The organism is Idiomarina sp. 28-8, from assembly GCF_000320945.2.
In the GTDB taxonomy this organism is placed as follows: domain Bacteria; phylum Pseudomonadota; class Gammaproteobacteria; order Enterobacterales; family Alteromonadaceae; genus Idiomarina; species Idiomarina loihiensis.
The window spans coordinates 425,055-449,957 of sequence record NZ_DF266791.1 but is presented as its reverse complement, the minus strand read 5'-3'; the positions used below and the strand labels follow the sequence as shown (position 1 = coordinate 449,957).

Below are 24,903 nucleotides of genomic sequence, written 5' to 3'. Positions count from 1 at the left end.
CGGTTAACGCCGCATGTGGTTGCTTTAGTAGCAAGCAACAACAAGGTAATCAATACACATGTATAAACTATTAGCACTATCCACATTACTACTGAGTGGCTCTGTTTTTGCCGATGCACCAGGCCGGATTTTGTTTGGCTCGTGCTCGCATCAGGACAAAGACATTCCTATTTTTAACAGCATTATTGATGACGACCCTGAAGTTTTTGTATTTCTTGGGGACAATGTATATGGCGACACCGAAGACATGTCAGTGTTGCAGAATAAATATGAAAAACTGGGCTCTAAGCCGGGTTTTAAAGAACTAAAAGAGCAAGCAGAGCTCGTCGCTATTTGGGATGATCATGACTACGGTGCGAACGACGCCGGCAAGGATTACCCTAAAAAAGAAGCGTCAAGAGATATCATGCTCGACTTTTGGGGTGAGTCGGAGAACTCTCCGCGTCGCACTCGTGAAGATGGAATTTACACCTCATATACCTACGGTGAGGGCGAAGAAAGCATTCACGTAATTTTGCCCGATTTGCGTTGGAACCGGGACGATATCGCCCACGTGACACGTGAAGAGTATGCCAACGAACGTGAACCGAAAAACATGGGGCCTTATAAAGTTCACAGCGACCCTGAGGCCAGTATGATTGGCGAAAAACAATGGCAGTGGCTGGAAGAACAGTTACAAAAGCCGGCGCGTATTAAAGTCATTGGCTCCAGCTTACAGCTTTTAGCTGATTTTACCGGTTGGGAGTCGTGGGCGAATTTCCCCTCTGACCGCCAACGTTTGTTTAATCTTATTAAAAAACATAAGGTTAATGGTGTTATCTTGATAAGCGGCGACACCCACTGGGGTGAAATCAGTTACTACGACGAAGATTTAGACTACCCACTATGGGAAGTTACGTCATCAGGACTGACTCAAGAGTGGAAAGACGTTAGCCCTAATAAACACCGCATCGGTCAGTTTATCAATAAGGTAAATTATGGTGCGCTGGACGTTGACTGGGAAAAAGACGATCCGGTTGTGACTCTTGGACTTTACGATGAAGAAGGTGATGTAGTTAACGAACACCGCTTCAGGCTGTCAACGCTGGAACCTTACGAATAAAAATTAAACCATGTGAGAAAGCTATGCCAAAAGTAGGAATGGAATCAATGCGGCGTCAGCAGTTAATCGATGCCACCATCGATGTGGTTGCTGACGTAGGCTTACGAGGAGCAACCATAAACTTGATTTCGCGCAGGGCGGGGATGTCGTCCGGTATTATCAGCCATTATTTTGGCGGTAAGCAGGCGCTAATTGAGGCCTCTGTACGGTATTTGCTTTCTCAGCTCAAAATGGAGCAGTCACCGGATAACCCGTATGACCGCTTGATGAAAATTGTTGATTTGAACTTTTCTGATGTGCAGCAGGCAGATTCAAGCACAAAAACCTGGTTAAGCTTTTGGGGGCAGTCAATGCATGACGCCGACTTATATCGCTTACAGGAGCTGAATAAGCGCCGGCTTGTGAGTAATTTGCGTTACAGTTTCAAGCAACTACTGAATCCCGAAAGTGCGCGTGAGGCAGCGGAAGTGACGGCTGCGTTAATTGATGGTTTTTGGTTGCGCTGTGCATTAAGCCGGGCAAATGAAGAGAAGTTCAGTCAGGCAAAAAAATACTGCAAAAAATACATTAATGGTGTGCTGGAACAGCACGGTGTCAGTTAAACCATTGCCAAATTATAAGGGAGTTATCGTTGTCCTCTACATTACTTAAAAACTTTATTCATGGCCGTTACGTCGACGACAGTAACCATGAATACTTTGACGTGATCAACCCTGGTACCGGGAAAGTGATTTACACCGTAGAGTCGGCAGGAGAGTCGCTGTTGGAAGACGCGGTGGAAAGTGCTCAAAGAGGGTTTGAGGTTTGGTCACAAACCCCTGCAATTGAGCGAGCCCGAGTATTACAACGTGCAGCGGCGATTCTACGAGAGCGCAATGACGAGCTGGCAAAGCTTGAAGTGCTGGATACCGGAAAGCCCTGGCAGGAAGCCGTTGAAGTCGATGTTCAGACCGGATCGGATGCTATTGAGTATTTTGGCAACTTATGCCCGTCAATGATGGGCGAGCAACAAAGTGTCGGTAACGACTTCTTTTACACACGGCACGAGCCTTTAGGTGTCTGTTTTGGCATTGGTGCATGGAACTACCCGTTGCAAATTGCTTGCTGGAAAGCGGCTGCCGCCCTTGCTGCAGGTAATAGTATGATTTTCAAGCCATCCGAAGAGACACCTCGTGGCGCTGCGATGTTGGCAGAAATATTTATCGAAGCAGGCGTACCGGAAGGCGTATTTAACGTGGTGCATGGCGATGGTGTTGTCGGTAATTATCTGGTTCAGCATCCGTCGATTGCGAAAGTGTCGCTGACAGGTGAAGTAGGCACGGGCAAAAAGGTAATGGCCGCGGCGGCAGGTACCCTGAAGAATGTGACCATGGAACTGGGCGGTAAATCACCGCTTATTGTCTTTGATGATGCTGACATTGATGAAGCGGTAACCGGTGCCATGATGGGTAACTTTTACACCCAGGGCGAGGTCTGCACCAATGGCACTCGGGTTTTCGTGCACAAAGACTGTTACGACACTTTTATGGAGCGTTTATTAGAGCGCACCAAGAACAATATCGTAGTCGGCGATCCTATGGATCCTGAAACCAACCTGGGCGCGCTAATTTCTGAAAATCACCTGCATAAGGTCATGTCGTATATCGAGCTTGGCAAAGAGCAGGGTGCTACCCTGGCCTTTGGTGGCGAAAGATTAGCGCCTGCGGGCTGTGAGAATGGCTATTTTATTGGCCCCACTATTTTTACTGACTGCACAGATGACATGCGCATTACGCGCGAAGAGATTTTTGGTCCGGTGATGTCCGTTCTGACCTTTGAAACGGAAGAAGAGGTCATTCAACGAGCTAACAATACCGATTACGGACTGGCAGCTGGTATTTTCTGTCAGGACTTGCGCAGAGCTCATCGTGTCATCGCTCAGCTGGAAGCCGGTATTTGCTGGATTAATGCCTATGCTAATTCGCCGGTAGAGATGCCGGTAGGTGGTTACAAGCAATCGGGTATTGGTCGTGAAAACGGTGTGGAAGCACTTAAGTCTTATACTCAGACAAAATCAATTTATGTCGGAATGGATAAGCTGGAAGGTCCATTCTAATGACAGTGAATGAGAAATTCGATTACATCATTGTGGGGGCGGGTTCGGCCGGCTGTGTGCTGGCCAATCGGTTAACAGAAGATCCGGATGTCTCGGTATTGTTATTAGAGACTGGCGGCTCAGACAAAAGCATTTTTATTCAGATGCCAACCGCGCTGTCGATTCCGATGAATACGAAAAAGTACGCCTGGCAGTTCCATTCGGAACCTGAGCCTTACCTGAATAATCGCGAAATGCATTGCCCCCGGGGCAAGGTTCTTGGTGGCTCCTCGTCGATTAACGGCATGGTTTATGTTCGCGGTCATGCGCGGGACTTTGATGAGTGGCAAGAGCATGGTGCTGAAGGCTGGGACTACCAGAATTGCCTGCCGTACTTTAAAAAGGCGGAAGACTGGGCTTTTGGTGCCGATGAATACCGTTCGAAAGGTGGCCCTTTGGCTGTGAATAACGGTAACAATATGCAAAACCCGTTGTATAAAGCCTTTATTAAGGCCGGAGTTGACGCCGGTTATATGGAGACCAGTGACTATAACGGTTTTCAGCAAGAAGGTTTTGGTGCCATGCATATGACTGTGAAAAACGGTGTGCGCTGGTCCGCTGCTAATGCGTATTTAAGGCCAGCTATGAGCAGACCTAACCTGGCGATAAAAACCGGGGTTCAGGTCAGTAAAGTGCTGCTGGAAGACAAGCAGGCTATTGGTGTCGAGCTTTATGAGAAAAACAACATTGCTCGCTTTTTTGTGAATAAAGAAGTGCTTTTAAGTGCAGGTTCCATTGGTTCTCCGCATATTCTGCAGCTATCGGGTATTGGTAACAACGAGACCCTATCTGCAGCAGGCATTGAAACTCAGCATGAGCTGCCTGGTGTCGGGGAAAACTTGCAGGACCATTTGGAGTCTTATTTTCAGTATCAGTGCAAAAAGCCGCTGACGCTGAACGGTAAGCTAGGACCTCTGAGCAAGTTGGCTATTGGTGTACGCTGGATTTTATTCAAAACCGGCTTAGGCGCAACGAATCATTTTGAGTCCTGCGGTTTTATTCGCTCGAAAGAAGGTGTTGAGTGGCCGGATCTCCAATATCATTTTCTGCCGGCAGCCATTCGCTACGATGGAAAATCTGCTTTTGAAGGGCATGGTTTTCAGCTGCACATTGGGCACAATAAGCCGAAAAGCCGTGGTTGGGTTAAAGTGAAAAGCTCAGACCCTTTTACCTCGCCCCAGATTCAATTCAATTATTTGCAGCATCAGGACGACATTGAGGCATTTCGGGCCTGCGTAAGATTATCTCGCGACATTATTGCTCAGCCGGCAATGGATGAATACCGCGGCCAGGAAATACAACCGGGAAAAGACATTGTGACCGATGAGCAGATAGATGCTTTCGTGCGTGATGCCGTAGAAAGTGCTTATCACCCCTGCGGCAGTTGTCGTATGGGTGCCGAAGATGATGACATGGCAGTGATTGACTCACAAATGCGTGTGCGGGGCTTGCAAGGACTTAGAGTTATTGACTCGTCGGTTTTCCCAACGATTCCAAACGGCAACCTGAACGCGCCAACCATCATGGTCGCGGAGCGAGCGGCTGATATCATCAAGCATCAGAACTTGCCGAGAGCTGAAGTTGATGTTTATAAAGACCCGCAATGGCAACAGCGTCAGCGCAGTGGTGAGGCCAAGCGGAGCACGTCATGTTAACTCTTGTCAGTATTGGCATGCTGTTTTTCATGGCCATGGTGGTCTTTATTGTTATGCGCTGGGGACGGCTGAAACTTAACGGTCGCTACCCGGTGTCTACTATGACATTCATTGCTATTCTGTTTACCTCGGGTCTGGATGTCGGACTGATTATGTTCCCGCTGACAGAGTTCCCGGTTTATGCCGATATAAAAGAAAACAGCGAGTACGCTTTTGCCAACCCTTTGGCTATTGAGTTTGGCTTCTGGGGCTTTCTGGTCTGGGCCATTTACTTTGTCACTTGTTTTTATTTCTGCGCAATTGAACCCAAGGTTAAATTCTTTGAGATTACCTGGGTTAAGTGGATTAATAACATCGTGATAATTGGCACCTGTGCTTTTACCGCGCATTTGTTATTTGCGAACTTGAGCTGGTATTTACCCAGTATTGCGGTTAGCGAAGGCTTCCCCTGGTACTACGCGCTGATTGTCGGCGGCACCATTTTATTTGCGGTGTACTCAAGTACCGAGCTTAAGTTTGTTAAGATTCTTAGCTTGTCATCTGGTGGGCTGTTCTTTGCGTTAATTCTTGGGCTAGGCAGTATCGCTTTACTGTCTGACAATGTTTCTGCGCCTGATTATTTTAGTACCTTACCCTTATTGACCGACTACTTTGAACATCTACACCGGTTTGTTCTGCCGATTAATGATTACCATGCGTTTTACCTGTTCTGGTGGTTTGCCTGGAGCATTATGATTGGTCAGTTCACTGCGCGCTTTGTTGGTAACATGCGCACCATCTGGCTGTTCTTAGCCATGCTGATATGGCCGTCATTGTCCATTGGTCTCTGGTTTAGTGTTTTATACTTATTCCACTTAAAAGGACTGGATACTTCCGGATTCATTAATCTGGCGATGGTGTTTGTTGGAATTGTTTTCGTGATCAACTCGCTGGACTCTTTAATCCGGCTTTATTCCGACAACCTGAACTTGACAGTAGCGCGTTTTGGCAAACAACAATATATGGCCTTACATGCCTTTTTGATGATGTCATTAACTGTACTATTTAGCGTTCAGTTTATAAAAATTCAGTGGGTTGGTGCGTTGGTTATTGGTATTGGTTTGTGTTGCTTTGTTTACATAGCGCTTGGTAAGCAACAGCAGCCGCTGCCTAAAACTGAAGCATTGGTACCGTTGCCTACGAAGAAGAAGTAACCTGATGCCATTGCATCAGGTTATGTTCAGTCCCCAATCGTTATAAGCTGCTTGTGCCAGCTCATCCCGGAACTTAGGGTCGGCAATATGAATCAGCTCGCGCGCGCGTTCACTCATACTCTTGGCGCGTAAGTTAGCGACTCCGTGTTCAGTCACAATGTAATGCACATGGGCACGAGTGGTGACCACGCCGGCGCCAGGAGCAAGCAGAGAGCTAATGCGCGACACTGTTCCGCCACAGGCCGTTGAAGGCAAAGCAATAACCGAACGACCGCCTTCCGACAAGCTGGCACCGCGTACAAAGTCCATTTGGCCGCCGACGCCCGAGTATATCTTCGTGCCAATAGAGTCCGCACAGACTTGTCCACTGAGGTCGACCTGAAGAGCGCTGTTTATGGACATAACCTGTTTATTCTGGCGAATAACCGAGGTGTCATTGGTGTACTCAACATCAAGGAAAAAAACTTCCTGGTTGTCATCAACAAAGTTATAAAGTGCCTGAGAACCCATCGCAAAAGTGGTGACAATGCGGCCACGGTGCTTACGCTTGCGGCTGTTGTTTATGACGCCACGCTCAACCAGCGGTAATACGCCGTCAGAGAACATTTCGGTGTGAATGCCTAAGTCTTTGTGATGATGAAGACAAGCTAAAGTCGCGTCTGGTATTGCGCCAATACCCATTTGCAAACAGTCCCCGTCATTAATAAGGCCAGCAACGCGCTCGCCAATTTTTTGTGTCACAGGGTTTTGTGGTGGCTGGTTGTGCAGTGGAATAGGAGCCGCTTCTTCGTAGAAACGGTCAAACCGCTTTAACGAGACTAACGCATCGCCATGTGTGCGCGGCATGTTGGGATTGATCCAGGCAACCACTTTTTTTGCCACTTGCAGCGCCGCCCGGGTTGCTTCAACCGAAATACCTAAACTGCAATTACCGTGTTTATCCGGCGGTGACACCTGAATGATTGCGGCATCCAGTGGCTGTTCGCCAGAGCGAAACAGCTTGGGAATTTCAGAGAGAAAAATGGGCACATAGTCGGCTAGCCCTTGGTTCACTGCCTGTCGAGTAGAAGCACCAACAAAGAAAGCACGTTGGCGAAGACGTCCTTTAAGCTCAGGGTCACAGAGTATTTCGCTGTACTCCGTATGCAACTGTAACAACGTCAGGTCTTTACGCTGTGTAGCTACCTCTTTCAGACCTTCAAGAAGTTTATAAGGGGTGGCAGCCATCGACTGGCACCAGATGACATCGCCATCATTGAGAATTGACAGGGCTTCTACCGCTGAGTTTACCTTCATTACTGCTTCCTTTTTAAGCGAGAAGTATTGAGCGAGATCAGAAGTATAACCGTTTAACGAATAGGGGTATTTACCCAGTAAGTAATACCTACTGGGTTTCTGGAGTTTTGTTAAGCGGTGAGGTACTTCGCATGGAAGCGAAGCTGGGCTTCGATAAACGAGGATATAAAGTAGTAGCTGTGGTCGTAGCCGTCGTGTAGGTGAACGGTACCGCCACCCTCTACTTTAGCAATGGCTTCTTTCAGGTTTTCAGGTTTTAGCTGTTCTTCTAAAAAGCCATCAGCTAAGCCTTGATCTACCCGAATTGGCAATGTCTGACCTTTCGATTTAATAATCTCAACAGCGTCGTATTGCTTCCACTGTTCGCGATCATCGCCTAAATAAGCACTAAAGGCTTTTTCACCCCAGGGGCACTGTGTTGGATTAGTAATAGGCGAAAAGGCAGAGATACTGCTGTAACGGTCGCTGTTACGCAAGCCAATAACCAAAGCACCATGGCCACCCATGGAATGACCCGCAATAGCGCGTTTATCGTTAATTGGCAGTTCCGCTTCGACCAGCTTCGGAAGCTCCTTAACGATGTAGTCATACATCTGATAATGATTTTTCCATGGCTCCTGAGTAGCGTTGACGTAAAAGCCGGCGCCTAAGCCTAAGTCGTAAGCCCCGTCTGGATCATCAGCTACGTTATCTCCACGCGGGCTGGTATCCGGTACAATTAAGGCAATACCGAGTTCCGTTGCTACCCGTTGCGCACCGGCTTTAGTGGAAAAGTTTTCGTCAGTGCAGGTTAAGCCGGAGAGAAAATAAACCGCTGGCACCTTGGACTTTTCTGCTCTTAGGGGCAAGAAGACACTGAACTGCATAGCGCAGTTCAGTACTTCAGAGTCATGTTCAAAGCGTAACTGGCGTCCGCCGAAACAGCGGGTTTCGCTAACTTGTTTCATTACAGACTCCATTAATAATGAATAACTGAACGAATCGACTTACCTTCATGCATTAAGTCGAACGCTTCGTTAATCTCTTCTAACGGCATGGTATGAGTGATAAAGGTGTCTAAATCAAATTTCCCGTCCATATATTGTTTTACATAGTCAGGCAGTTCGGTACGGCCTTTAACGCCACCAAAGGCACTACCACGCCATACACGGCCAGTAACCAGCTGGAAAGGGCGGGTAGAGATTTCTTCACCGGCACCGGCAACACCAATGATCACGGATTCGCCCCAGCCTTTGTGGCAGCACTCTAACGCGGCGCGCATAACGTCGACGTTACCAATGCATTCAAACGAAAAGTCTACGCCACCGTCAGTCATATCGACAATAACTTCCTGAATAGGCTTGTCGTACTTGGTTGGGTTCACGAAGTCGGTTGCGCCTAGCTCTTTGGCAATCGTTTGTTTGTCGTCGTTTACATCAATGGCAATAATGCGCGAAGCTTTGGCTTGTACGGCACCAATAATAACGGCCAGACCAATACCACCTAAACCAAATACCGCAACTGTGTCGCCTTCCTGGACTTTGGCGGTGTTTTTAACCGCGCCCATGCCGGTGGTGACACCACAACCTAACAGACAGACTTTTTCTAAAGGAGCGTCTTTGGGAATTTTAGCCAGTGAAATTTCTGGTAAAACGGTGTATTCAGAAAAAGTTGAAGTGCCCATGTAGTGATAAATGGTCTCGCCGTCTTTTGAAAAGCGGCTGGTACCGTCCGGCATTAAGCCTTTACCCTGAGTGGCACGAACGGCCTGACACAGGTTAGTTTTACCCGAGGTACAGAATTTACACTCACCACATTCCGCGGTGTACAGAGGAATAACATGATCACCCACTTCAACTGAGGTGACACCTTCGCCGACGGATTCAACAATACCGCCACCTTCATGACCTAGTACAGAAGGGAAAATGCCTTCAGGATCTTTACCGGAAAGTGTGTAAGCATCGGTATGGCAAACACCTGTTGCTATAATGCGAACCCGCACTTCGCCTTTTTTCGGCGGCGCAACGTCAATAATTTCTTCTTTCAGTGGTTCGCCCGGGCCCCAGGCAACCATAGCGCGTGACTTAATGGTTTCCATAATAATTCCTTATAGTCTTGGATTTTCATTTTATTAGGTAAAAGCGTAGCGTAAGTTTAACTTTTTCTCATTAGCAGGTAATCTACTGTTTTTGCAAATTACTTTTTCATAAATGAAATAATGGGTGTGAGATGAAGCCATGGCAGGGGATCAGTGAGTTTGCGGCAGTGGCTGAGCAACAGAGCTTTACTGCGGCAGCCCGGCAACTCAGGTTATCTGTGGCGCAGGTTAGCCGTAATATAGCAGCGCTTGAGCACCGGCTGCAGATGCAACTGCTGTACCGCTCAACCCGCAGTGTCAGTTTAACGGAAGAGGGGAAGCTTTATTTACCTCATTGTCAGCACTTGGTTGCCAGCTTAAGAGACGCCGATCAGGCCATTCAGCAGCGAACGCAGCAGCCGCAGGGGCTGATTCGCATTACGGCACCGGTTTATTATGGTGAGCGTTTCATAGCACCTCTGTTGAATGATTTTTTACACATTTACCCAGAATGCCGGCTGGATTTTCAGTTAACCAACGAGCAGGTCGATTTAATAGAGGGCAGTTACGATGTTGCCATTAGATTAGGGCAGTTGGGTAACCCTCGGTTACGTGCCCGCAAACTAGGCTCGCGCCGACATTTTGTAGTAGGTTCTCCTGCTTATTTTGAAGAGTTTGATCGGCCGCAAGATATTAACGCACTGGATGCGCATCGCTGTTTTACCGGAACGGTCAGGCAATGGCGCTTTCAGGTTGAGGGTAAACTGGAAACGGTTCGTCCGGAATCCTACCTGCATTGCAACAATGGTCTGGCGCTTCGTGACGCCGCTATGAAAGGTCTGGGGCTGGCTATGCTGCCGGACTATTATGTAACGGACTCATTGGCTAACGGACAGCTAGAGGAAGTATTAGCGGACTACCGGCAACCCGATGATGGTATATGGGCATTGTATCCGGAAAACCGTCAGGTGATTCCAAAAGTACGGGTATTACTAGACTATTTGTCAGGGAATTTATCAGGAAATTTATCAGGAAATTTATCAGGAAATTTATCAGGAAATTTATCAGGAAAATTTAATACTGGAGAAATAGAGAACTGAGAGAGTAAAAAAGTGGTGGTTGCTACTGGGCTCGAACCAGTGACCCTCGCCTTGTAAGGGCGATGCTCTCCCAACTGAGCTAAGCAACCATCCTGAAGGTCTGCAATTGACGGAAGAAGAGAAGTGGTGGTTGCTACTGGGCTTGAACCAGTGACCCTCGCCTTGTAAGGGCGATGCTCTCCCAACTGAGCTAAGCAACCATTTTCACTGTGACACTTCTGCGTCGTTGCGAGGTGGCATTATAGGGCGCAGATCTAAACTGTCAAATAAAAATTGCCAACTTGTGTTCGTTTGCTGACATTTTAATCATTTCGAATAGCAGATGCGTCAGGCGCTCAGTCTTGATAAACTTGCGCCCATAAAATTGACTGGTTTTAAAGAAAGGAACAAACATGAGTGTGGTAACGCGTTTTGCCCCCAGCCCGACTGGGTATTTGCATGTTGGTGGTGCCCGTACGGCATTGTATTCATGGTTAGTCGCAAAAGCGCAGGGCGGCGAGTTCGTACTGCGTATAGAAGACACCGACCGTGAACGTTCAACTCAGCCTGCTATTGATGCCATTTTAGAGGGCATGGAATGGTTAGGTTTAAGCTGGGATCGCGGGCCTTATTACCAGACTCAGCGTTTTGAGCGCTATAAAGAGTTAATCGATAAACTACTGGAAGAAGACAAAGCCTATAAATGCTATTGCTCAACCGAACGCTTAGAAAAAATGCGTGAAGAGCAAATGGCTGCCGGTGAAAAGCCTCGCTACGATGGCCATTGTCGGGACAACCCGAATGTTGGCGGTGATAAGTACGTCATTCGTTTTCGTAACCCGCAAGAAGGTAGTGTTGCGTTTGATGACCATATTCGCGGGCGCATTGAATTCGCTAATACTGAACTGGATGATTTGATCATTGCCCGTACCGACGGCACACCGACCTATAACTTCTGTGTGGTGGTTGATGACTGGGACATGGATATTACGCATGTGGTGCGTGGTGAAGACCACATTAATAATACCCCGCGTCAAATTAATATTTTAAAAGCTCTGGGCGCACCGGTACCTCAGTACGCTCATGTGTCGATGATACTGGGTGACGATGGCAAGAAACTGTCGAAACGTCATGGTGCAGTCAGCGTTATGCAATACCGCGACGACGGCTACGTACCGGAAGCGGTTGTAAATTACTTAGCCCGTTTAGGCTGGTCTCATGGTGACCAGGAAATATTCAGCCGTGAGGAACTGGTTGAATACTTCAAGCTGGATGACGTGAATAAAGCAGCCTCTGCGTTTAATACCGAAAAACTTAACTGGCTAAACCAGCACTACATGAAAACCTTGCCTGCGGAGCAAGTTGCACCGCAATTGCAATGGCAGTTTGACCAAATAGGTGTGGACACCAGTAATGGTCCAGCGCTAGAGCAAGTTGTGTCGTTGCAGGCTGATCGGGTAAAAACCTTAAAAGAAATGGCTGCCATTAGCCGTTACTTCTTTGAGTCATTCGATGAGTTTGACGAAAAAGCGGCGAAAAAACATTTACGCCCGGTAGCCAAAGAGCCGCTGGTAAAAGCCAAAGAACTGCTCGGAGCAATTAGTGACTGGAATGCTGCTAATATTCAGGCGGCAATTAACCAGACAGCTGCCGATTTGGATGTTGGTATGGGCAAAGTGGGCATGCCACTGCGTGTTGCCGCGACGGGTGGGGGCAACTCTCCATCATTAGATGTGACTCTGGAATTAATTCCGCAGCAGACCGTTCTGGCACGTATAGACCTGGCGTTGGAATTTATTGCTAACCGCGAAAACGCGTAATTTGATGCTAATAAAAATTACGCCTGGCCTGATAACGCCAGGCGACCGCCACGATGGGATGAGTAATGGCAGATATAAAACATTTGATTGCAAACAACAAAGAGTGGGCGGAGCAACAGGTAAAGAACGATCCTGATTTTTTCAAACGCTTAGTAGGGCAGCAATCCCCGCAATATCTATGGATAGGCTGTTCCGATAGTCGGGTGCCGGCGAACGAGATTGTGGGGATGGCTCCGGGTGAATTGTTTGTACACAGAAATGTCGCCAATCAAGTCATCCAGACTGATTTTAACTGCTTGTCGGTTATTCAGTTTGCCATTGAAGCGTTGAAAGTTCGGCATATCCTTGTGGTGGGTCATTACGGTTGTGGGGGTGTAAAAGCGGCACTTGAGAGTAAACCTCACGGGCTGGTTGATCACTGGTTGTATCCAATTCGTGATGTGTACCGCGAGCATGCCGAAGAGTTAGAGCAACTGGGCGAGACCGAGCAGATTGATCGTTTGTGTGAACTGAACGTGATTGAACAGGTTAAAAACCTGGCCAAAACCAATATGGTGCAGGAAGCCTGGGACAAAGGTGAGTCACTGACAATACACGGTTGGGTCTATCGTTTAGATAATGGTTTGGTTAATGATATGAATGTATCGGTTTCAAGCCGGGAAGGCATGGAGCAGGTGTACCACGTTTACCACCAAAAGTTGCCGAAAGGCGGTTAAAGTCAAGATTTGATGAATTACTGAGCAAACTGCCATAAAAACGCTCAAACAGAAGTATTTTTAGAAAAAATAGTTGACACATTAGCTCAGGTCACAATAGAATGCGCCCCGCTGTCAAGGCAGTCTGAGACTGTCAGGTGCGGGGCTATAGCTCAGCTGGGAGAGCGCTTGCATGGCATGCAAGAGGTCAGCGGTTCGATCCCGCTTAGCTCCACCAAGTTGTTTTGGTAAAGCACTATTTGGCAGTAAGTATTTGGTTGTTGCGTCCCCTTCGTCTAGTGGTCCAGGACACCGCCCTTTCACGGCGGTAACAGGGGTTCAAATCCCCTAGGGGACGCCATTCAAATACAAAATGTAAAAAGTAATTTCTGCGTCCCCTTCGTCTAGTGGTCCAGGACACCGCCCTTTCACGGCGGTAACAGGGGTTCAAATCCCCTAGGGGACGCCATTACTTTTCTGCATATATTAAATTAAGTTCCATGGGTCCCCTTCGTCTAGTGGCCTAGGACACCGCCCTTTCACGGCGGTAACAGGGGTTCAAATCCCCTAGGGGACGCCACTTAAATCAACCGCCCGCAGGCGGTTTTTTTGTTTCTGGCTTTCGCTACTGCGCCAACTTCAGTAAATAAGGTTCCAGAAAATCAGCTATCTTTGGCTGGGCTTCCGCGGTGGGGTGAATGCCATCATCCTGCACGTAATCGGCATTTGTTGCTATTTCTTCCATAAAGAAAGGTATGAGTGTCACATTTTTTTCTTCTGCAACTTCCTCAAACATTTTCTGGAACTGTTCAGCAAAACGCTGGCCATAGTTTGGTGGCACCATAACCTGACTCAAACCGACTTTAACGCCTTGTTGCTGCGCCTGGTCGATGATTTGTTTCAAATTTGAACGAACTGTGTTTAGGTCGAACCCACGAAGTCCGTCATTACCACCCAGCTCAATAAATAACGCATCGGGTTTATGACGCTCTAAAACGCCTTCTAAGCGGCGCAAACCACCACGAGTGGTCTCGCCACTAATGCTGGCGTTAATGATGTTAATATCGGGATGAGAGCTCTCCCAGCGGCGATCTAACTCGGCAACCCAGGTTTGTTCCTGAGAAAGCCCATAACCGGCGCTTAAGCTGTCACCTAAAACGACAAGTGAGACATTTGCGGAAACGCTGCGTATAACCAACAACAGCGCTAAAAATAAACACGTTTTCAAAAGGAAGTTTTTCATTTTATGCTCATTCAAGCTCAACAACTGGAAAAAACCGTAGACACCTCTGAGGGTCCATTACAGATTCTGCAGCCAATTAACGTCAGTATCAATGCCGGTGACACCGTAGCCATTGTCGGCGCTTCCGGCTCAGGTAAGTCGACGTTATTGTCACTACTGGCGGGTTTAGACCTCGCATCCTCCGGAGAGGTTCTTATAGAGAACGAAAAATTAAGCGAATTGGATGAGGAGCAGCGGGCAAAAGTTCGTGCTGACAAAGTCGGCTTCATTTTTCAGTCGTTCCTGCTGGTACCTAGCTTAAGTGCCTTAGAAAACGTCATGTTACCGGCTGAACTGGCCGGTCATAAAGGTGCAGAAAAAGAAGCCCGGGAACTGTTGGCGAAAGTGGGGCTGGAAGATCGCTGGCACCATTACCCGAACCAGTTGTCTGGCGGCGAACAACAACGGGTCGCTATAGCCAGAGCCTTTGTTGGACAACCCAAAATTCTGTTTGCTGATGAACCTACCGGTAACCTTGATGCGAAAACCGGCGGTAAGGTTGAAGAGTTGCTCTTCGACTTAAACAAGGACTATGGCACGACGCTTGTCGTAGTAACCCATGATCAACGGCTGGCAGAGCGTTGCCAGCGCGTGTTGCAAATGGATGCGGGCCAGCTATCGGAGGCAGCTCAGGATGTGGCATAAGATTTCATTTCGTCTGTTAAAGCAGGAGCTGAGGCGCGGTGAACTGACCATTATGGCACTGGCTATTATCTTGTCGGTGACCGCCGTGCTTTCGTTATCTATTTTCAGTGATCGGCTGCAGGCCGGATTGACTGAGCGCAGCAGTGAATTTTTGGCGGCTGACAGAGTATTAAGTTCCAGACGGGATATACCTCAGGAATGGCTTGAGCAAGCCGGGCAAATGAACTTGAAAACAGCCTGGAAAGTGGTTTTCAATTCCATGGCTTTTGCTGGCGACAACATGACCCTGGTGGATGTTAAAGCAGTGAGTGACGGTTATCCGCTGCGTGGTGAACTGGAAATAGCGGATCAGCCTTTTGGGCAGGGTTATGTTGCCGATGGCTTGCCTGCCGAAGGAGAAGCTTGGGTTGCATCACAATTGTTTCAGGCGTTGCAGTTAGATATTGGTGACGATATTGAAGTGGGTAACAGTAGCTTCAAAGTGACCAAAGTTGTTACTTACGAACCCGACGTTGGCTTTTCAGTTTTTACCGACAGTCCTAATGTGCTTATTCGTCATTCCCAGCTGGAAGAGACGGGTCTGATTCAGCCCGGCAGCCGGGTTCGTTTTAATGTGCTGATGGCCGGTGAAAGTGACGCCATAGACGCGTATGAAGACTGGCTCTTACCACGTTTGAATGACGATACGCACAGCTGGCGTAGCATCGAAGACGGGAATAGTCCGTTGTCCCGCTCTTTGAACCGTGCTGAGCGCTTCATGATGTTGGCGAGCCTGCTAGGTGTGGTCTTGGCCGCAACGGCTGTTGCGGTTGCGGCACAGCGTTACTGTCAGCGAAATTACGATGTGGTTGCCATATTCAAGACCTTAGGTGCCAGTCGTAAGAAAATTCGTCGTATTTTTATGCTGCACCTGTTGCTATTAACCGCTGTGAGTGTGGCCATAGGTATGGCACTTGGCTGGGCTCTTCAGTATCTGGTTATTGAGTGGGTCGCTCAGAAACTGGGGGCGACCTTGCCTCAGGCGGGTTGGCAGCCTTATGTTTTAGCCGGAGCCACCGGTGTTATCAGTGCCGTGATGTTTACTTTGTATCCGTTATTTCGGCTGGTTTCTATTCCGCCGCTACGCGTGCTGCACCGCCAGTTAACGGCGGGTAATGCAGTACGCTGGCTACAATGGGTACTAAGTGGCGGAACCATTTATGCTCTGTTGGTTATTTACAGCCAGCAATGGTGGTTGTCGACCGCCTCATTTGCAGGCGGTGCAGTCGCCGCTGTGCTGCTGCTTGGATTAGGCCGGCTGTTTATTTCTGCCAGTCGTAAGGCGGGTATGCAGGCCGGCAGTAGCTGGCGCCTGGCTATGGCGGGCTTACAAAGAAGAGCGGCCGCCAACAGTGTTCAAATGCTGAGTTTTTCAACCGCCATTATGCTGTTGTTGCTCGTTATTGTTTTGCGTAACGACTTACTGGAAGACTGGAAAAGTCAGTTACCAGCGGATGCGCCAAACTATTTCGCCATCAATATAGCCGAAGACAAAGTTGATGACATGCAGACGATGTTTGAGCGGGAGAATATTCCGTCGACTGATCTGTACCCGATTGTACCGGGGCGCTTAACCCATATTAATGGCGAGAAGCTGCTAGACGAAGTCACCAAGGAAGATCGTGATGACGATGAAGCCGAAGGCCGAGAAGGTATAGGAAGAGAGCTTTCACTGACCTGGCGAGACATCTTACCACCTAACAACGAACTTACCGCTGGCGAATGGTGGGGTGAAAGTGCAGAATCCCAGGTTTCGGTCGAGTTAAATGTCTCCGAGCGACTGGATATAAACGTGGGTGATGAACTACGCTTTAATTTAGGTGGCGAAGAGTTCACTGTGCCGGTAACCAGTTTACGTAAAGCCGACTGGAATACCCTGCAGCCAAACTTTTACATGATCTTTAATACCTCAACACTGGAAGATTTTCCGGCAACTTACATCACCAGTTTTAGACTAGGTGAAGATCGAAAAGATGAATTGTACCAATTGTTTAAACCTTTTCCGCAGACGTCGTTGATTGATCTGGACGCTATGATCAATCAAATTCGGGAAGTGATTGGACAGGTCAGTTTAGCCATTGTTTTTGTATTAGTGCTGGTCATTATTGCCGGAGCTTTAGTGTTGGTGGCGCAGGTGCAGGCCAGTATGGAAGAACGGCAGAAGGAACTGGTGATTCTGCGCACGCTCGGAGCGCCGGGTAAATTATTGAGTCGCAGTATTACTTATGAATTCTTGGTGCTGGGGGCAATTAGCGGGTTAATAGCGACCTTAGCAATGGAAGTTTCGCTCTTTATATTGCAAAACCAAGTGTTTAATATGACGCCCGTTATTCATTGGAAACTTTGGCTATTAGGACCGCTATTTGGTGCTGTAGTGGTGGCTGTTTTAGGCCGTTTATCCTGCCACCGGCTCATTCAGAGAAATACGGCACAGCTAATACGTAAGCTGGCCTGATGAAACATAAAAGAGGTGACCGATGAACATTCTAATGACAGGTGGTACCGGGCTTATTGGCTCAGCATTTATTCATAAGTACCAGGACACACATCAGTTTACGGTCACCACTCGCAACAAGGAGCGTGCGAGTAAAAAACTGGGCGATAAAGTAACCTTGCTGTCTTCGGTCGATGAAATTGCGGATATTGGTCAGTTTGATGTGATTATAAACTTACAGGGCGAGGGTATTGCGGATAAACGTTGGTCTGATTCCCGTAAGCAAGCCCTGAAAGACAGTCGTTGGCAGGTGACAGAAAAGCTCGCCGCCATGATTAATAAAGCAGAAAAGCCACCTAAAGCCTTTTTGAGTGGCTCGGCTATTGGCTATTATGGCCCGCGTGATGCCGAGCCGGTTAATGAAGACCATGTCGCTGAGCATAAGGACTTTGCTGTTACTTTGTGTCAGGAGTGGGAGCGACGGGCTTTGGCAGCAAAAGATGCAACTCGTGTAGTTTTGCTGCGTACCGGTGTCGTTTTGGCAAAAGGAGAGGGAGCATTAGCAAAAATGCTGCCGCCTTATAAGTTTGGTTTAGGTGGTCCGTTGGGTGAGGGCAATCAGATGATGTCCTGGATCCAGCTGGACGATATGATTCGAGCCATTGAGTATCTGTTGGAGCACGATAATCTGTCGGGGCCCGTTAATATGACGGCTCCCGGACCAGTGACTAACGAAGCCTTTAGTCGTACCCTGGCATCGGTTATGAATAAACCGCACTTCATGAGAGTACCGGCGTTTGTCCTTAAGTTAGGCTTGGGTGAAATGTCGTCGATGCTACTTGAAGGGCAAGCTGTGGTGCCGGATAAACTGCGCAATCATGGCTTTCAGTTTGAGTATCCGACAGTGCGTGAAGCTTTTAAGGCGAGTGTATAATTCTTTACACGTCTTTTGGGTTTCTTAACGGACAGTGTTTTCGGAACTCAGTAAAATTGAGAAATGAAAACAAAAAACCAGTATCCACTTAAACAATTAACCCTTGGCGTTGGCATTTTTATGCTGGCGCTTACCGGGTGTACTTCTATTCCCGCTGAAAGCCCTCAAAACTTAGTTGGTACTAGCGAGTCCGGAAAGGCTTCTTACTACGCCATGAAGTATCAATTCAGAACTACCGCAAGCGGTGAGACTTATAATCACTTTTCCAGCACCGCGGCTCACCGAACCTTGCCGTTTGGAACCAAAGTTCGAGTCACCAATATTGCTAACAACAAAAGTGTTGTGGTGAAAATTAATGATCGTGGGCCGTTTATTGATGGCAGAGTGATTGATTTGTCACGCTCCGCTTTTGATAAAATAGCTGATCTTGATTTAGGTGTTATCAAAGTGACTACTGAGGTTATCAGGTAATATCAGAGCTCGTGCCTTAGTGTTACAAAAACTAACAATTTAGCGCGTGACCTCTTAACGTATTGATATTAGCTTTCTTGTTTTAGTTAAACTTTAGAGGTGGGATGCCGGTGTCAATGTTTAGAACTTTAGTATCAGTAAATACTTTGGCATTGCTAACACTGGTATTAACAGGTTGTAGCGCAAATTCTGTAACAACAATAGAAGAGGAATCTCAGCCAACTAATGAGAAAACCGAGCGCTTTCAAAACCTGGACGCGGGTAAGAAGAGCTATCCGTTAACCTGTAAACAAGATTGCTATAAGCCTCGTAGCGATATTCAGTGTGGTAGCGATGGGTTGTGTCAGTACACTGGAAATAAGAAGGCTTTCCTCGGGGGAACGGATTTCTCTGTTAAATGGCTGGGTCACGCAGCTTTTGTCATTAAAACCTCAAGCGGAGAGACGTTTTTAACGGATCCAGTCTTCAATGACTTTGACTGGCCAGTTAACTGGCTGTTTTCACTTGTTGGAGGTGAACAGCGAAAGGTGAATGTGGAGCCAGATCCAGAGCTGATTGATGCCACCGATGCGGTATTATACTCCCATATTCATTACGATCATTTTAATAAGAGCGATATCGAAACCATAGGGCGCAAGCCCGGATACTTAGTGCCATTGAATCTGGCCGATCACTTTCCATCCATTGGAGCAAATATAACTGAACTCGGTTGGTTTTCTTCGAAGAAAATAGGTGACTCTCTGGTGACTGCGGTGCCTGCTCACCACTTTAGTAGCCGTACATTGGTTCCCTTTATTTACGAAGATAACAATAAAGACTCCTGGAATGCCTGGTTAATCGAAAACAAGGGGAAGACGTTGCTTTTCGCCGGAGATACCGGTTATTCAGAACACTTTAAAGTAATAAACAAGCGCTACGGTGATATTGATGTGTGTCTGTTGCCGATAGCGTCTTATTACAGTGAGGAGTCACCTGAATGGTACCGCTACGTTCACTTGACTCCGGAAGATGCTCTGACGGCAGCCGCTGAACTTAATTGCAAAGTATTTATCCCCTGGGGTTACGGCAACGCCAGCTGGGGGATGGGAGATCTATCCTCTCACTCGGCACTAACTCGTTTTCTGAATATGGCAGAGAAATTTGGCACATCAGCTGAAATCGTGATTTTAAACGAAGGGGAAAGCTTGTAGCTTTCCCCTTATTTATTTTTTATTAGGACTTACTCATAACCTGCTTTAAGTCACCGATAAGATCGTCGCTGTCGCGAAATCCATTCATCAGAATTTTGTATTTGCCGTTAACTATTAGTGTTGGCGTACCGGTGATGTCTTTATCGCGGACGTCTTTTTCCATTTGTTTGGCGCGGGCTTTGACTGAGAAGTTATTGAATCCCCGTTTGAACTCGCTTTCCGAAACGCCTGCCTGAACAAAAATGTCTTTAATTTTTTCCTGTGTATCAATCGACTGACGTTGCCCGAATTGCTGCTTAAAAATCTTTTCGCTAATAACTTGTTCTTTGTTCAGCATTAAGGCCAATGAGTAAGCTTGAGTCATTTTGCTGCCCATGCCCGGTTTAGGGCTCAACCCTGAGGTGTGTGACTTCTTAAATGCGTCGGGAAAGGCAGCGGCAAGTTCTTTTGCGATAGGCTCAAAACGGTAACAGGCCATGCAATAGAAAGAGAAGTACTCAATAATTTCAGGCGTTGTCGAAGCCGGGTTATCTAGAACCTCGTAGTGTTTGTTCTCGCTAAACTCTTTAGCCTGCAGTGTTACTGCTATAAATAGTGCGCAAACTAACGTCGTGATTCTTACTAACATAGTGAACTCCTTTTCGCTGTTCTTGGATATTGAAGTATTGCAAGTAATGATTTCAAGAACAAGCAGTTACCATCCAGTAATGCGTTGCCAGGTGTTATGCGAACCGTCACTCATTAGCACATGGTAAACGGGATGCATGGCGGCAGTGGCACAGGCATGGTTGGGCATAATGCGTAGTTGATGACCAACGGGAAAGTCTTCTAATTGGTAAGCGTCGCTTAACTCTATAACGCCGTGCTCTTGCGAGGTACTATTAACACAAAGGCCATCAAGCACAGAACCGTCTATTTTACATACTTGTCCATAGCCAAAATCACGGTTCTGACCCGCTGTTCCACTATCACGCGACAATGCCATCCAGCCGCTGTCAGTCAGCAGCCAATTCTTCTCTTTGTTGTGGCCGATTACTGTGGTGACGACGGACATGGCTATGTGCGAGAAGTCGCATACACCGATGTTTTTCATGACTAAGTCAAAGGTGGTGTAAACGCCGGCTCTGACTTCACTAATGTCACTAAAGTCTTCGCCAAAATGAGCTGTCGGCGTTGAACCAACGCTGGTTATAGCGCAGTGAATACCGGCGGTTTCCAGGTTGTTTCGTGCTATTCGAACGGCATCGCATTCTTGTTTGGCGAAGTTTTTTAAGCCTTGTTCCGTATTGCAGGCGTATGAGCCACCGGCATGGGTCATTAAACCGGTGAAATGCTCGCCAAGTGTTTTTGCAATGGTTAACAATTTTGAATCGCTTGGCTTAATACCACCACGGTGATCGTCACTGTCTATTTCAATAAAAACGGAAAAGTCTTGCCCAAACTCAGCAGCATAATCAACAACCGCTTGTGCCTGCGTTATATTATCTAAAAGAATATGCAGATTAATGCCTTGCTGTCTTAGTGCGGCTACACGCTTTAGCTTTGCCGGCGCTATGCCAACAGCATAAAGTAAATCGGTATAACCTGCCTTCGCGTAGGCCTCGGCCTCAGCTAACGTTGATACTGTGGCCGGAGCACTCTTACTATCGAGTAGATACCCAGCCGCCTCCAGAGTACGCAGGGTTTTTAAGTGCGGGCGTAAATGACTGCCAAGGGACTCAACCCGTTGCTTAAGATAGTTAATGTTACTCTTCAATTTAGCTTCATCGATGAGCAAATAAGGTGTATCCGGATGTGCAATCCAGTCAGGAGCTGATTTCATAATTGTTGTCCTGCGTTTGTGATAATTAAAACTGCCAAAAGGCGTAAAGCAAGCCGGGAATAACGCTTAAAATCATGTAAACAGCGTAACGATAGTGCAATTTAATACCGGCGACAGAAGCGAACATAATGCCTTTAAGCAGAGTATTACTGACACAGGCTAAGATAATTCCCGTAGCGGCTACCTGGCGCGAGAGTTCGCTCTGAGCTGAGCGTGATAGTGACAAGGTAATAGCGTCAACATCCATCAGACCGGATATTATGGAAAGGCCGTATATCCCGGCATCACCAAACCAGTTTTTCATTGCCTCTGCCAATAACAAAATAACTGCTAATAAAATACCAAACTGGATAGCAGTGGTCAGTTGCAGTGGGTTATTGATGGTAATCTCTCCGGTTTCGGAGGGAGGATTACGTTTATGTTGTCTGTACATGAGTGTTATGACAGTTAATAACCCGGCGAACATGAGAAGAATAGGCGGCCACAATAATGGTAAAAGTTCACGGTTAACCACAAAGACCTCAATAAGAACTCGCGGGAACATAATGCTACAGGCGAGCAGCATGCCGCTGGCGTAAATTACGCTCTGAGAGTTTTTTTTCGCAAAACGAGCCATAGTTAGGGTAACGGCTGTGGATGATGCGAAGCCTCCGGCGATTGCGGTAATCAAAGTGCCGCGCCTCTCTCCCAGCAGTTGGGTAAACAGATAGCCAATAAAAGACAGACCCGAAATTAAAACGACCATCCACCAAAGCCAGTAGGGGTTCAACGCCTGCCAGGGGCCGTAGCCTTCATTTGGCAGCAAAGGCAGAACCACCACAGATATCAATAGTAGTGTGATACCTGAGTAAAAGGCCTTAGGTGAAATGCATTTAAGCAATTTGTGCAGACTTTTTTTATGGCCGAGAAGAGCAACAACTACCGCACCGCAACTGAGCGCAGGTAGAGGATCACCAGAGGCAGCCCAAATTGCCAGTGCAAAAGTCAGCAGCATTGAGAATTCGGTGGTAATACCTGCGTCATCGGAGAGCTTGCTATAACTTATATAAGACGATGCAATGAGTATGGCAACAACAATGAAACCGGTAACGATAAGCCATACGCCCCATTGTTGAGCTAAAATAGCAAAAACACCGCCGCTAAGACCTATTAGGCTGAAGGTTCGTACGCCGGCAACACGAGTGCCCTCATCACTGTCCCTGCCGCTCCAGCCGCGTTCAATGCCTATCATCAAGCCTAACGCCAGAGCTGCCAGTAAAGATAACGCCAGTTCGATTTGGTAGTGCATTGCGAAGCGCCCTTATTAATTAGACTGATTCTATAACGACTTTAATTGACCTGCAGTGCGTCTAGCAAGCTTTTACGCCAGAGAGACTCTTTGAATTGACTGCGAAAGAAGTTGAAATGCCCGATACCTTTGCTTTCGGTTATTTCCGGTTGCAAGTCTTTTAATACCTTCTCTGCGTTAGGGTAGTGCGCCAGCAGGTTTTCGATGTTGGAGCGTTGCAACAATTCGTCGTCAGTAATATGAAAGGCGCTGATGGGTGCAGAAAATTCATCGTAACGGACTTTTTGATCAGTACTGATGTTATCAAACAAATAGTCTTTACTGCGGCACCAGCGGCTCCATTGTTTCATCGCTGCTGCGGGCATATCGCCAACCATGTTTAAGCGTTTACCGGGAAAGTAACCGGCAATAGGTGTGCTAATAGGAGCTGCAAAATACCAGAGTAACCATGATGTCCAACGGACCTGCTTGCTGGCTTTTAACCAATAACCGGTGCCGCTGGCTATGGTCACCATCTTATCTATCTTGTTGGCATTCTGCGCCATGGCGACAATTTGGCCGCCCAGGCTATGTGCTAGCCAAATTAAGGGCTCACCCCTTTGGCAGGACTGAGCATAGTCAATCACGGCGGTCATATCGAGCTCGGCCCATTCGATAATATCAGACTTGATTTGTTTCAAAGGCTTATCAACGGACTGGCCAATACCGTAATAGTCAAAGGTAATGACGCGGTAACCCTGTTTGCTTAACCAGAGGGCTATGGGTTGATAAAAACGTTGTTTCACACCTAACGCAGCAGCTATAACAACAGTGGCCTTCGCGCTCGATTCAGGCTCAAAGCGGACACAATGCAGGTAGCGATTATTGGCGGTAAGTTCGACGCTCTGCATAGTCACTAATTAACCTGATTAGTTCGGTAAAACGGCGTTAAATGGCTTAACCGTTGCTTTTTTATAGACACCGGCTTGCCAGTATGGGTCGTCGTTAGCCCATTGCTCTGCTTCTTCCAGAGTCTCAAATTCAGCGATGACCACAGAGCCGGTAAAACCAAGCACGCCCGGGTCTAGTTCCGCGATGGCCGGACAGGGGCCCGCGACGAGCAGACGGCCGTCATTTTGCAACGCTTTTAAGCGTTCAAGATGAGCAGGACGCGCCTGCTTACGACCTTCCAGAGAGTTCTCATGATCTTCTGCGAAAATAACAAACCACATTAGTCCTGGGTCTCCTCATCAATGGCGTGATGGTACATATAGAATCCGGTACCAATTGTGAATACGAGTGAAATACCCAGTATGCCAAAGACTTTAAAATTAACCCATGCCTCCTGGCTCCAGAATTCCGCAATGTAAAGGTTTACTGCTGCCAGTGCCAGGCAGAATATGATCCAGGCATAGGTTAAGCGCGACCATGCTGTATCTGGCAGCTTAATATCTTTACCCATCATAGCCTGAATTGGACTGCGTTTTTTCCATATCAAGCCGCCTAAAAGCATTAGCGCTATGGCCACGTAAACGACGGACACTTTCATTTTAATGAACCAGTCGTCGCGCAATAAAAGTGTTACTGCGCCAAACAGCATTACTACAGCCAATATTACCCAATGGCGAGTGGTTATCGGCTGCTTAAGTAGTTTTAACGCCAGAATTTGCAACACAGTACCAACCATAAGCACGCCAGTAGCGACGTAAATATCCGCTAGTTTGTAAAACACGAAAAAGGCGATTATGGGTAAATATTCTAACAACAGGGCCATTAACTACTCCGGAGG

General features: G+C 47.4%; 23 protein-coding genes and 6 tRNA genes. 17 read left to right on the top strand and 12 right to left on the bottom strand.

The features are described 5' to 3' along the window. Positions 1-58 precede the first annotated feature (58 nt). Genes RJ32_RS10060 through RJ32_RS10040 form a run of 5 tightly spaced genes read left to right on the top strand, consistent with a single transcriptional unit; the run spans position 59 to position 6,084 of the window. Complete coding sequence (locus RJ32_RS10060; RefSeq protein ID WP_034821848.1) at positions 59-1,102, top strand: alkaline phosphatase D family protein; 1,044 nt, start codon at positions 59-61, stop codon at positions 1,100-1,102. A gap of 23 nt (positions 1,103-1,125) precedes the next feature. Continuing rightward, complete coding sequence (gene betI, locus RJ32_RS10055) at positions 1,126-1,704, top strand: transcriptional regulator BetI (RefSeq protein WP_034821844.1); 579 nt, start codon at positions 1,126-1,128, stop codon at positions 1,702-1,704. Between the two features lie 29 nt (positions 1,705-1,733). Beyond that, a complete protein-coding gene (betB, locus tag RJ32_RS10050; protein WP_082815459.1) occupies positions 1,734-3,197 on the top strand; it encodes a betaine-aldehyde dehydrogenase in 1,464 nt (487 codons plus the stop codon). After that, positions 3,197-4,891: a choline dehydrogenase gene (gene betA / locus RJ32_RS10045; RefSeq protein WP_034821838.1), complete on the top strand. Its 1,695-nt coding sequence runs from the start codon at positions 3,197-3,199 to the stop codon at positions 4,889-4,891. The genes betB and betA overlap by 1 nt, the downstream gene beginning before the upstream one ends. Next, positions 4,885-6,084, top strand: a complete 1,200-nt coding sequence (locus RJ32_RS10040) for a BCCT family transporter (RefSeq protein WP_034821835.1) — start codon at positions 4,885-4,887, stop codon at positions 6,082-6,084. Before betA ends, RJ32_RS10040 begins: the two co-directional genes overlap by 7 nt. 15 nt (positions 6,085-6,099) lie before the next feature. Here the strand turns inward: RJ32_RS10040 and RJ32_RS10035 are convergent, their stop codons facing one another. The 3 genes from RJ32_RS10035 to RJ32_RS10025 form a co-directional block, all read right to left on the bottom strand. Beyond that, positions 6,100-7,380, bottom strand: a complete 1,281-nt coding sequence (locus RJ32_RS10035; protein WP_034821832.1) for an acetyl-CoA hydrolase/transferase family protein — start codon at positions 7,378-7,380, stop codon at positions 6,100-6,102. Between the two features lie 110 nt (positions 7,381-7,490). Next, positions 7,491-8,327, bottom strand: a complete 837-nt coding sequence (fghA, locus tag RJ32_RS10030) for an S-formylglutathione hydrolase (RefSeq protein WP_034821829.1) — start codon at positions 8,325-8,327, stop codon at positions 7,491-7,493. A gap of 11 nt (positions 8,328-8,338) precedes the next feature. Continuing rightward, positions 8,339-9,457, bottom strand: a complete 1,119-nt coding sequence (locus tag RJ32_RS10025; protein ID WP_011235008.1) for an S-(hydroxymethyl)glutathione dehydrogenase/class III alcohol dehydrogenase — start codon at positions 9,455-9,457, stop codon at positions 8,339-8,341. Positions 9,458-9,588: 131 nt separating this feature from the next. Here RJ32_RS10025 and RJ32_RS10020 point away from each other — a divergent pair, with 131 nt between their 5' ends. Continuing rightward, positions 9,589-10,536: a LysR substrate-binding domain-containing protein gene (locus RJ32_RS10020; protein ID WP_034821826.1), complete on the top strand. Its 948-nt coding sequence runs from the start codon at positions 9,589-9,591 to the stop codon at positions 10,534-10,536. A 13-nt stretch (positions 10,537-10,549) separates the two neighbouring features. Here RJ32_RS10020 and RJ32_RS10015 read toward each other — a convergent pair. Together RJ32_RS10015 and RJ32_RS10010 are read right to left on the bottom strand one after the other, a co-directional pair. Further along, positions 10,550-10,625: transfer RNA gene (locus RJ32_RS10015), tRNA-Val, on the bottom strand. 35 nt (positions 10,626-10,660) lie between these two features. Beyond that, positions 10,661-10,736: transfer RNA gene (locus tag RJ32_RS10010), tRNA-Val, on the bottom strand. Between the two features lie 192 nt (positions 10,737-10,928). Here RJ32_RS10010 and gltX point away from each other — a divergent pair. From gltX to RJ32_RS09980, 6 genes are all read left to right on the top strand, one after another. Beyond that, complete coding sequence (gene gltX / locus RJ32_RS10005) at positions 10,929-12,335, top strand: glutamate--tRNA ligase (protein WP_034821823.1); 1,407 nt, start codon at positions 10,929-10,931, stop codon at positions 12,333-12,335. 65 nt (positions 12,336-12,400) lie between these two features. After that, a complete protein-coding gene (can, locus tag RJ32_RS10000; protein ID WP_011235005.1) occupies positions 12,401-13,051 on the top strand; it encodes a carbonate dehydratase in 651 nt (216 codons plus the stop codon). Between the two features lie 141 nt (positions 13,052-13,192). After that, a tRNA-Ala gene (locus RJ32_RS09995) sits at positions 13,193-13,268 on the top strand. A 47-nt stretch (positions 13,269-13,315) separates the two neighbouring features. Continuing rightward, positions 13,316-13,391: transfer RNA gene (locus RJ32_RS09990), tRNA-Glu, on the top strand. A gap of 32 nt (positions 13,392-13,423) precedes the next feature. After that, positions 13,424-13,499, top strand: a tRNA-Glu gene (locus RJ32_RS09985). A gap of 35 nt (positions 13,500-13,534) precedes the next feature. Further along, positions 13,535-13,610: transfer RNA gene (locus RJ32_RS09980), tRNA-Glu, on the top strand. A 45-nt stretch (positions 13,611-13,655) separates the two neighbouring features. Here RJ32_RS09980 and RJ32_RS09975 read toward each other — a convergent pair. Beyond that, on the bottom strand, positions 13,656-14,273 hold the full coding sequence (locus RJ32_RS09975; RefSeq protein ID WP_011235004.1) for an arylesterase: 618 nt from the start codon (positions 14,271-14,273) through the stop codon (positions 13,656-13,658). Positions 14,274-14,276: 3 nt separating this feature from the next. On the opposite strand from RJ32_RS09975, the gene RJ32_RS09970 reads away from it, so the two are divergent. From RJ32_RS09970 to RJ32_RS09950, 5 genes are all read left to right on the top strand, one after another. After that, positions 14,277-14,957 carry an ABC transporter ATP-binding protein gene (locus tag RJ32_RS09970; RefSeq protein ID WP_034821820.1) on the top strand — a complete coding sequence of 227 codons (681 nt, stop codon included), beginning with the start codon at positions 14,277-14,279 and terminating at the stop codon, positions 14,955-14,957. Beyond that, entirely contained in the window at positions 14,947-17,451 is a 2,505-nt protein-coding gene (locus tag RJ32_RS09965) for an ABC transporter permease (protein ID WP_034821818.1), read from the top strand. Before RJ32_RS09970 ends, RJ32_RS09965 begins: the two co-directional genes overlap by 11 nt. A gap of 22 nt (positions 17,452-17,473) precedes the next feature. After that, entirely contained in the window at positions 17,474-18,364 is an 891-nt protein-coding gene (locus RJ32_RS09960; RefSeq protein ID WP_034821815.1) for a TIGR01777 family oxidoreductase, read from the top strand. A gap of 63 nt (positions 18,365-18,427) precedes the next feature. Further along, a complete protein-coding gene (locus RJ32_RS09955; protein WP_034821812.1) occupies positions 18,428-18,835 on the top strand; it encodes a septal ring lytic transglycosylase RlpA family protein in 408 nt (135 codons plus the stop codon). A 116-nt stretch (positions 18,836-18,951) separates the two neighbouring features. After that, the gene (locus RJ32_RS09950; protein WP_034821909.1) at positions 18,952-20,025 is read left to right on the top strand and encodes an MBL fold metallo-hydrolase; all 1,074 of its coding nucleotides are present in this window, start codon (positions 18,952-18,954) and stop codon (positions 20,023-20,025) included. Between the two features lie 22 nt (positions 20,026-20,047). Here RJ32_RS09950 and RJ32_RS09945 read toward each other — a convergent pair whose 3' ends face one another. From RJ32_RS09945 to ispZ, 6 genes are all read right to left on the bottom strand, one after another. Continuing rightward, on the bottom strand, positions 20,048-20,653 hold the full coding sequence (locus tag RJ32_RS09945) for a thiol:disulfide interchange protein DsbA/DsbL (RefSeq protein ID WP_034821809.1): 606 nt from the start codon (positions 20,651-20,653) through the stop codon (positions 20,048-20,050). A 66-nt stretch (positions 20,654-20,719) separates the two neighbouring features. After that, positions 20,720-21,847 (bottom strand): DSD1 family PLP-dependent enzyme, encoded by a 1,128-nt coding sequence (locus RJ32_RS09940; protein WP_011234997.1) that lies wholly within the window; start codon positions 21,845-21,847, stop codon positions 20,720-20,722. Positions 21,848-21,872: 25 nt separating this feature from the next. Then, positions 21,873-23,135, bottom strand: a complete 1,263-nt coding sequence (locus tag RJ32_RS09935; protein WP_011234996.1) for an MgtC/SapB family protein — start codon at positions 23,133-23,135, stop codon at positions 21,873-21,875. Between the two features lie 41 nt (positions 23,136-23,176). Further along, entirely contained in the window at positions 23,177-24,025 is an 849-nt protein-coding gene (locus RJ32_RS09930; protein ID WP_011234995.1) for an alpha/beta fold hydrolase, read from the bottom strand. Positions 24,026-24,043: 18 nt separating this feature from the next. Further along, a complete protein-coding gene (locus tag RJ32_RS09925) occupies positions 24,044-24,346 on the bottom strand; it encodes a YciI family protein (protein WP_011234994.1) in 303 nt (100 codons plus the stop codon). Beyond that, positions 24,346-24,888 (bottom strand): septation protein IspZ, encoded by a 543-nt coding sequence (gene ispZ / locus RJ32_RS09920; RefSeq protein WP_011234993.1) that lies wholly within the window; start codon positions 24,886-24,888, stop codon positions 24,346-24,348. Before ispZ ends, RJ32_RS09925 begins: the two co-directional genes overlap by 1 nt. Positions 24,889-24,903: the final 15 nt, after the last annotated feature.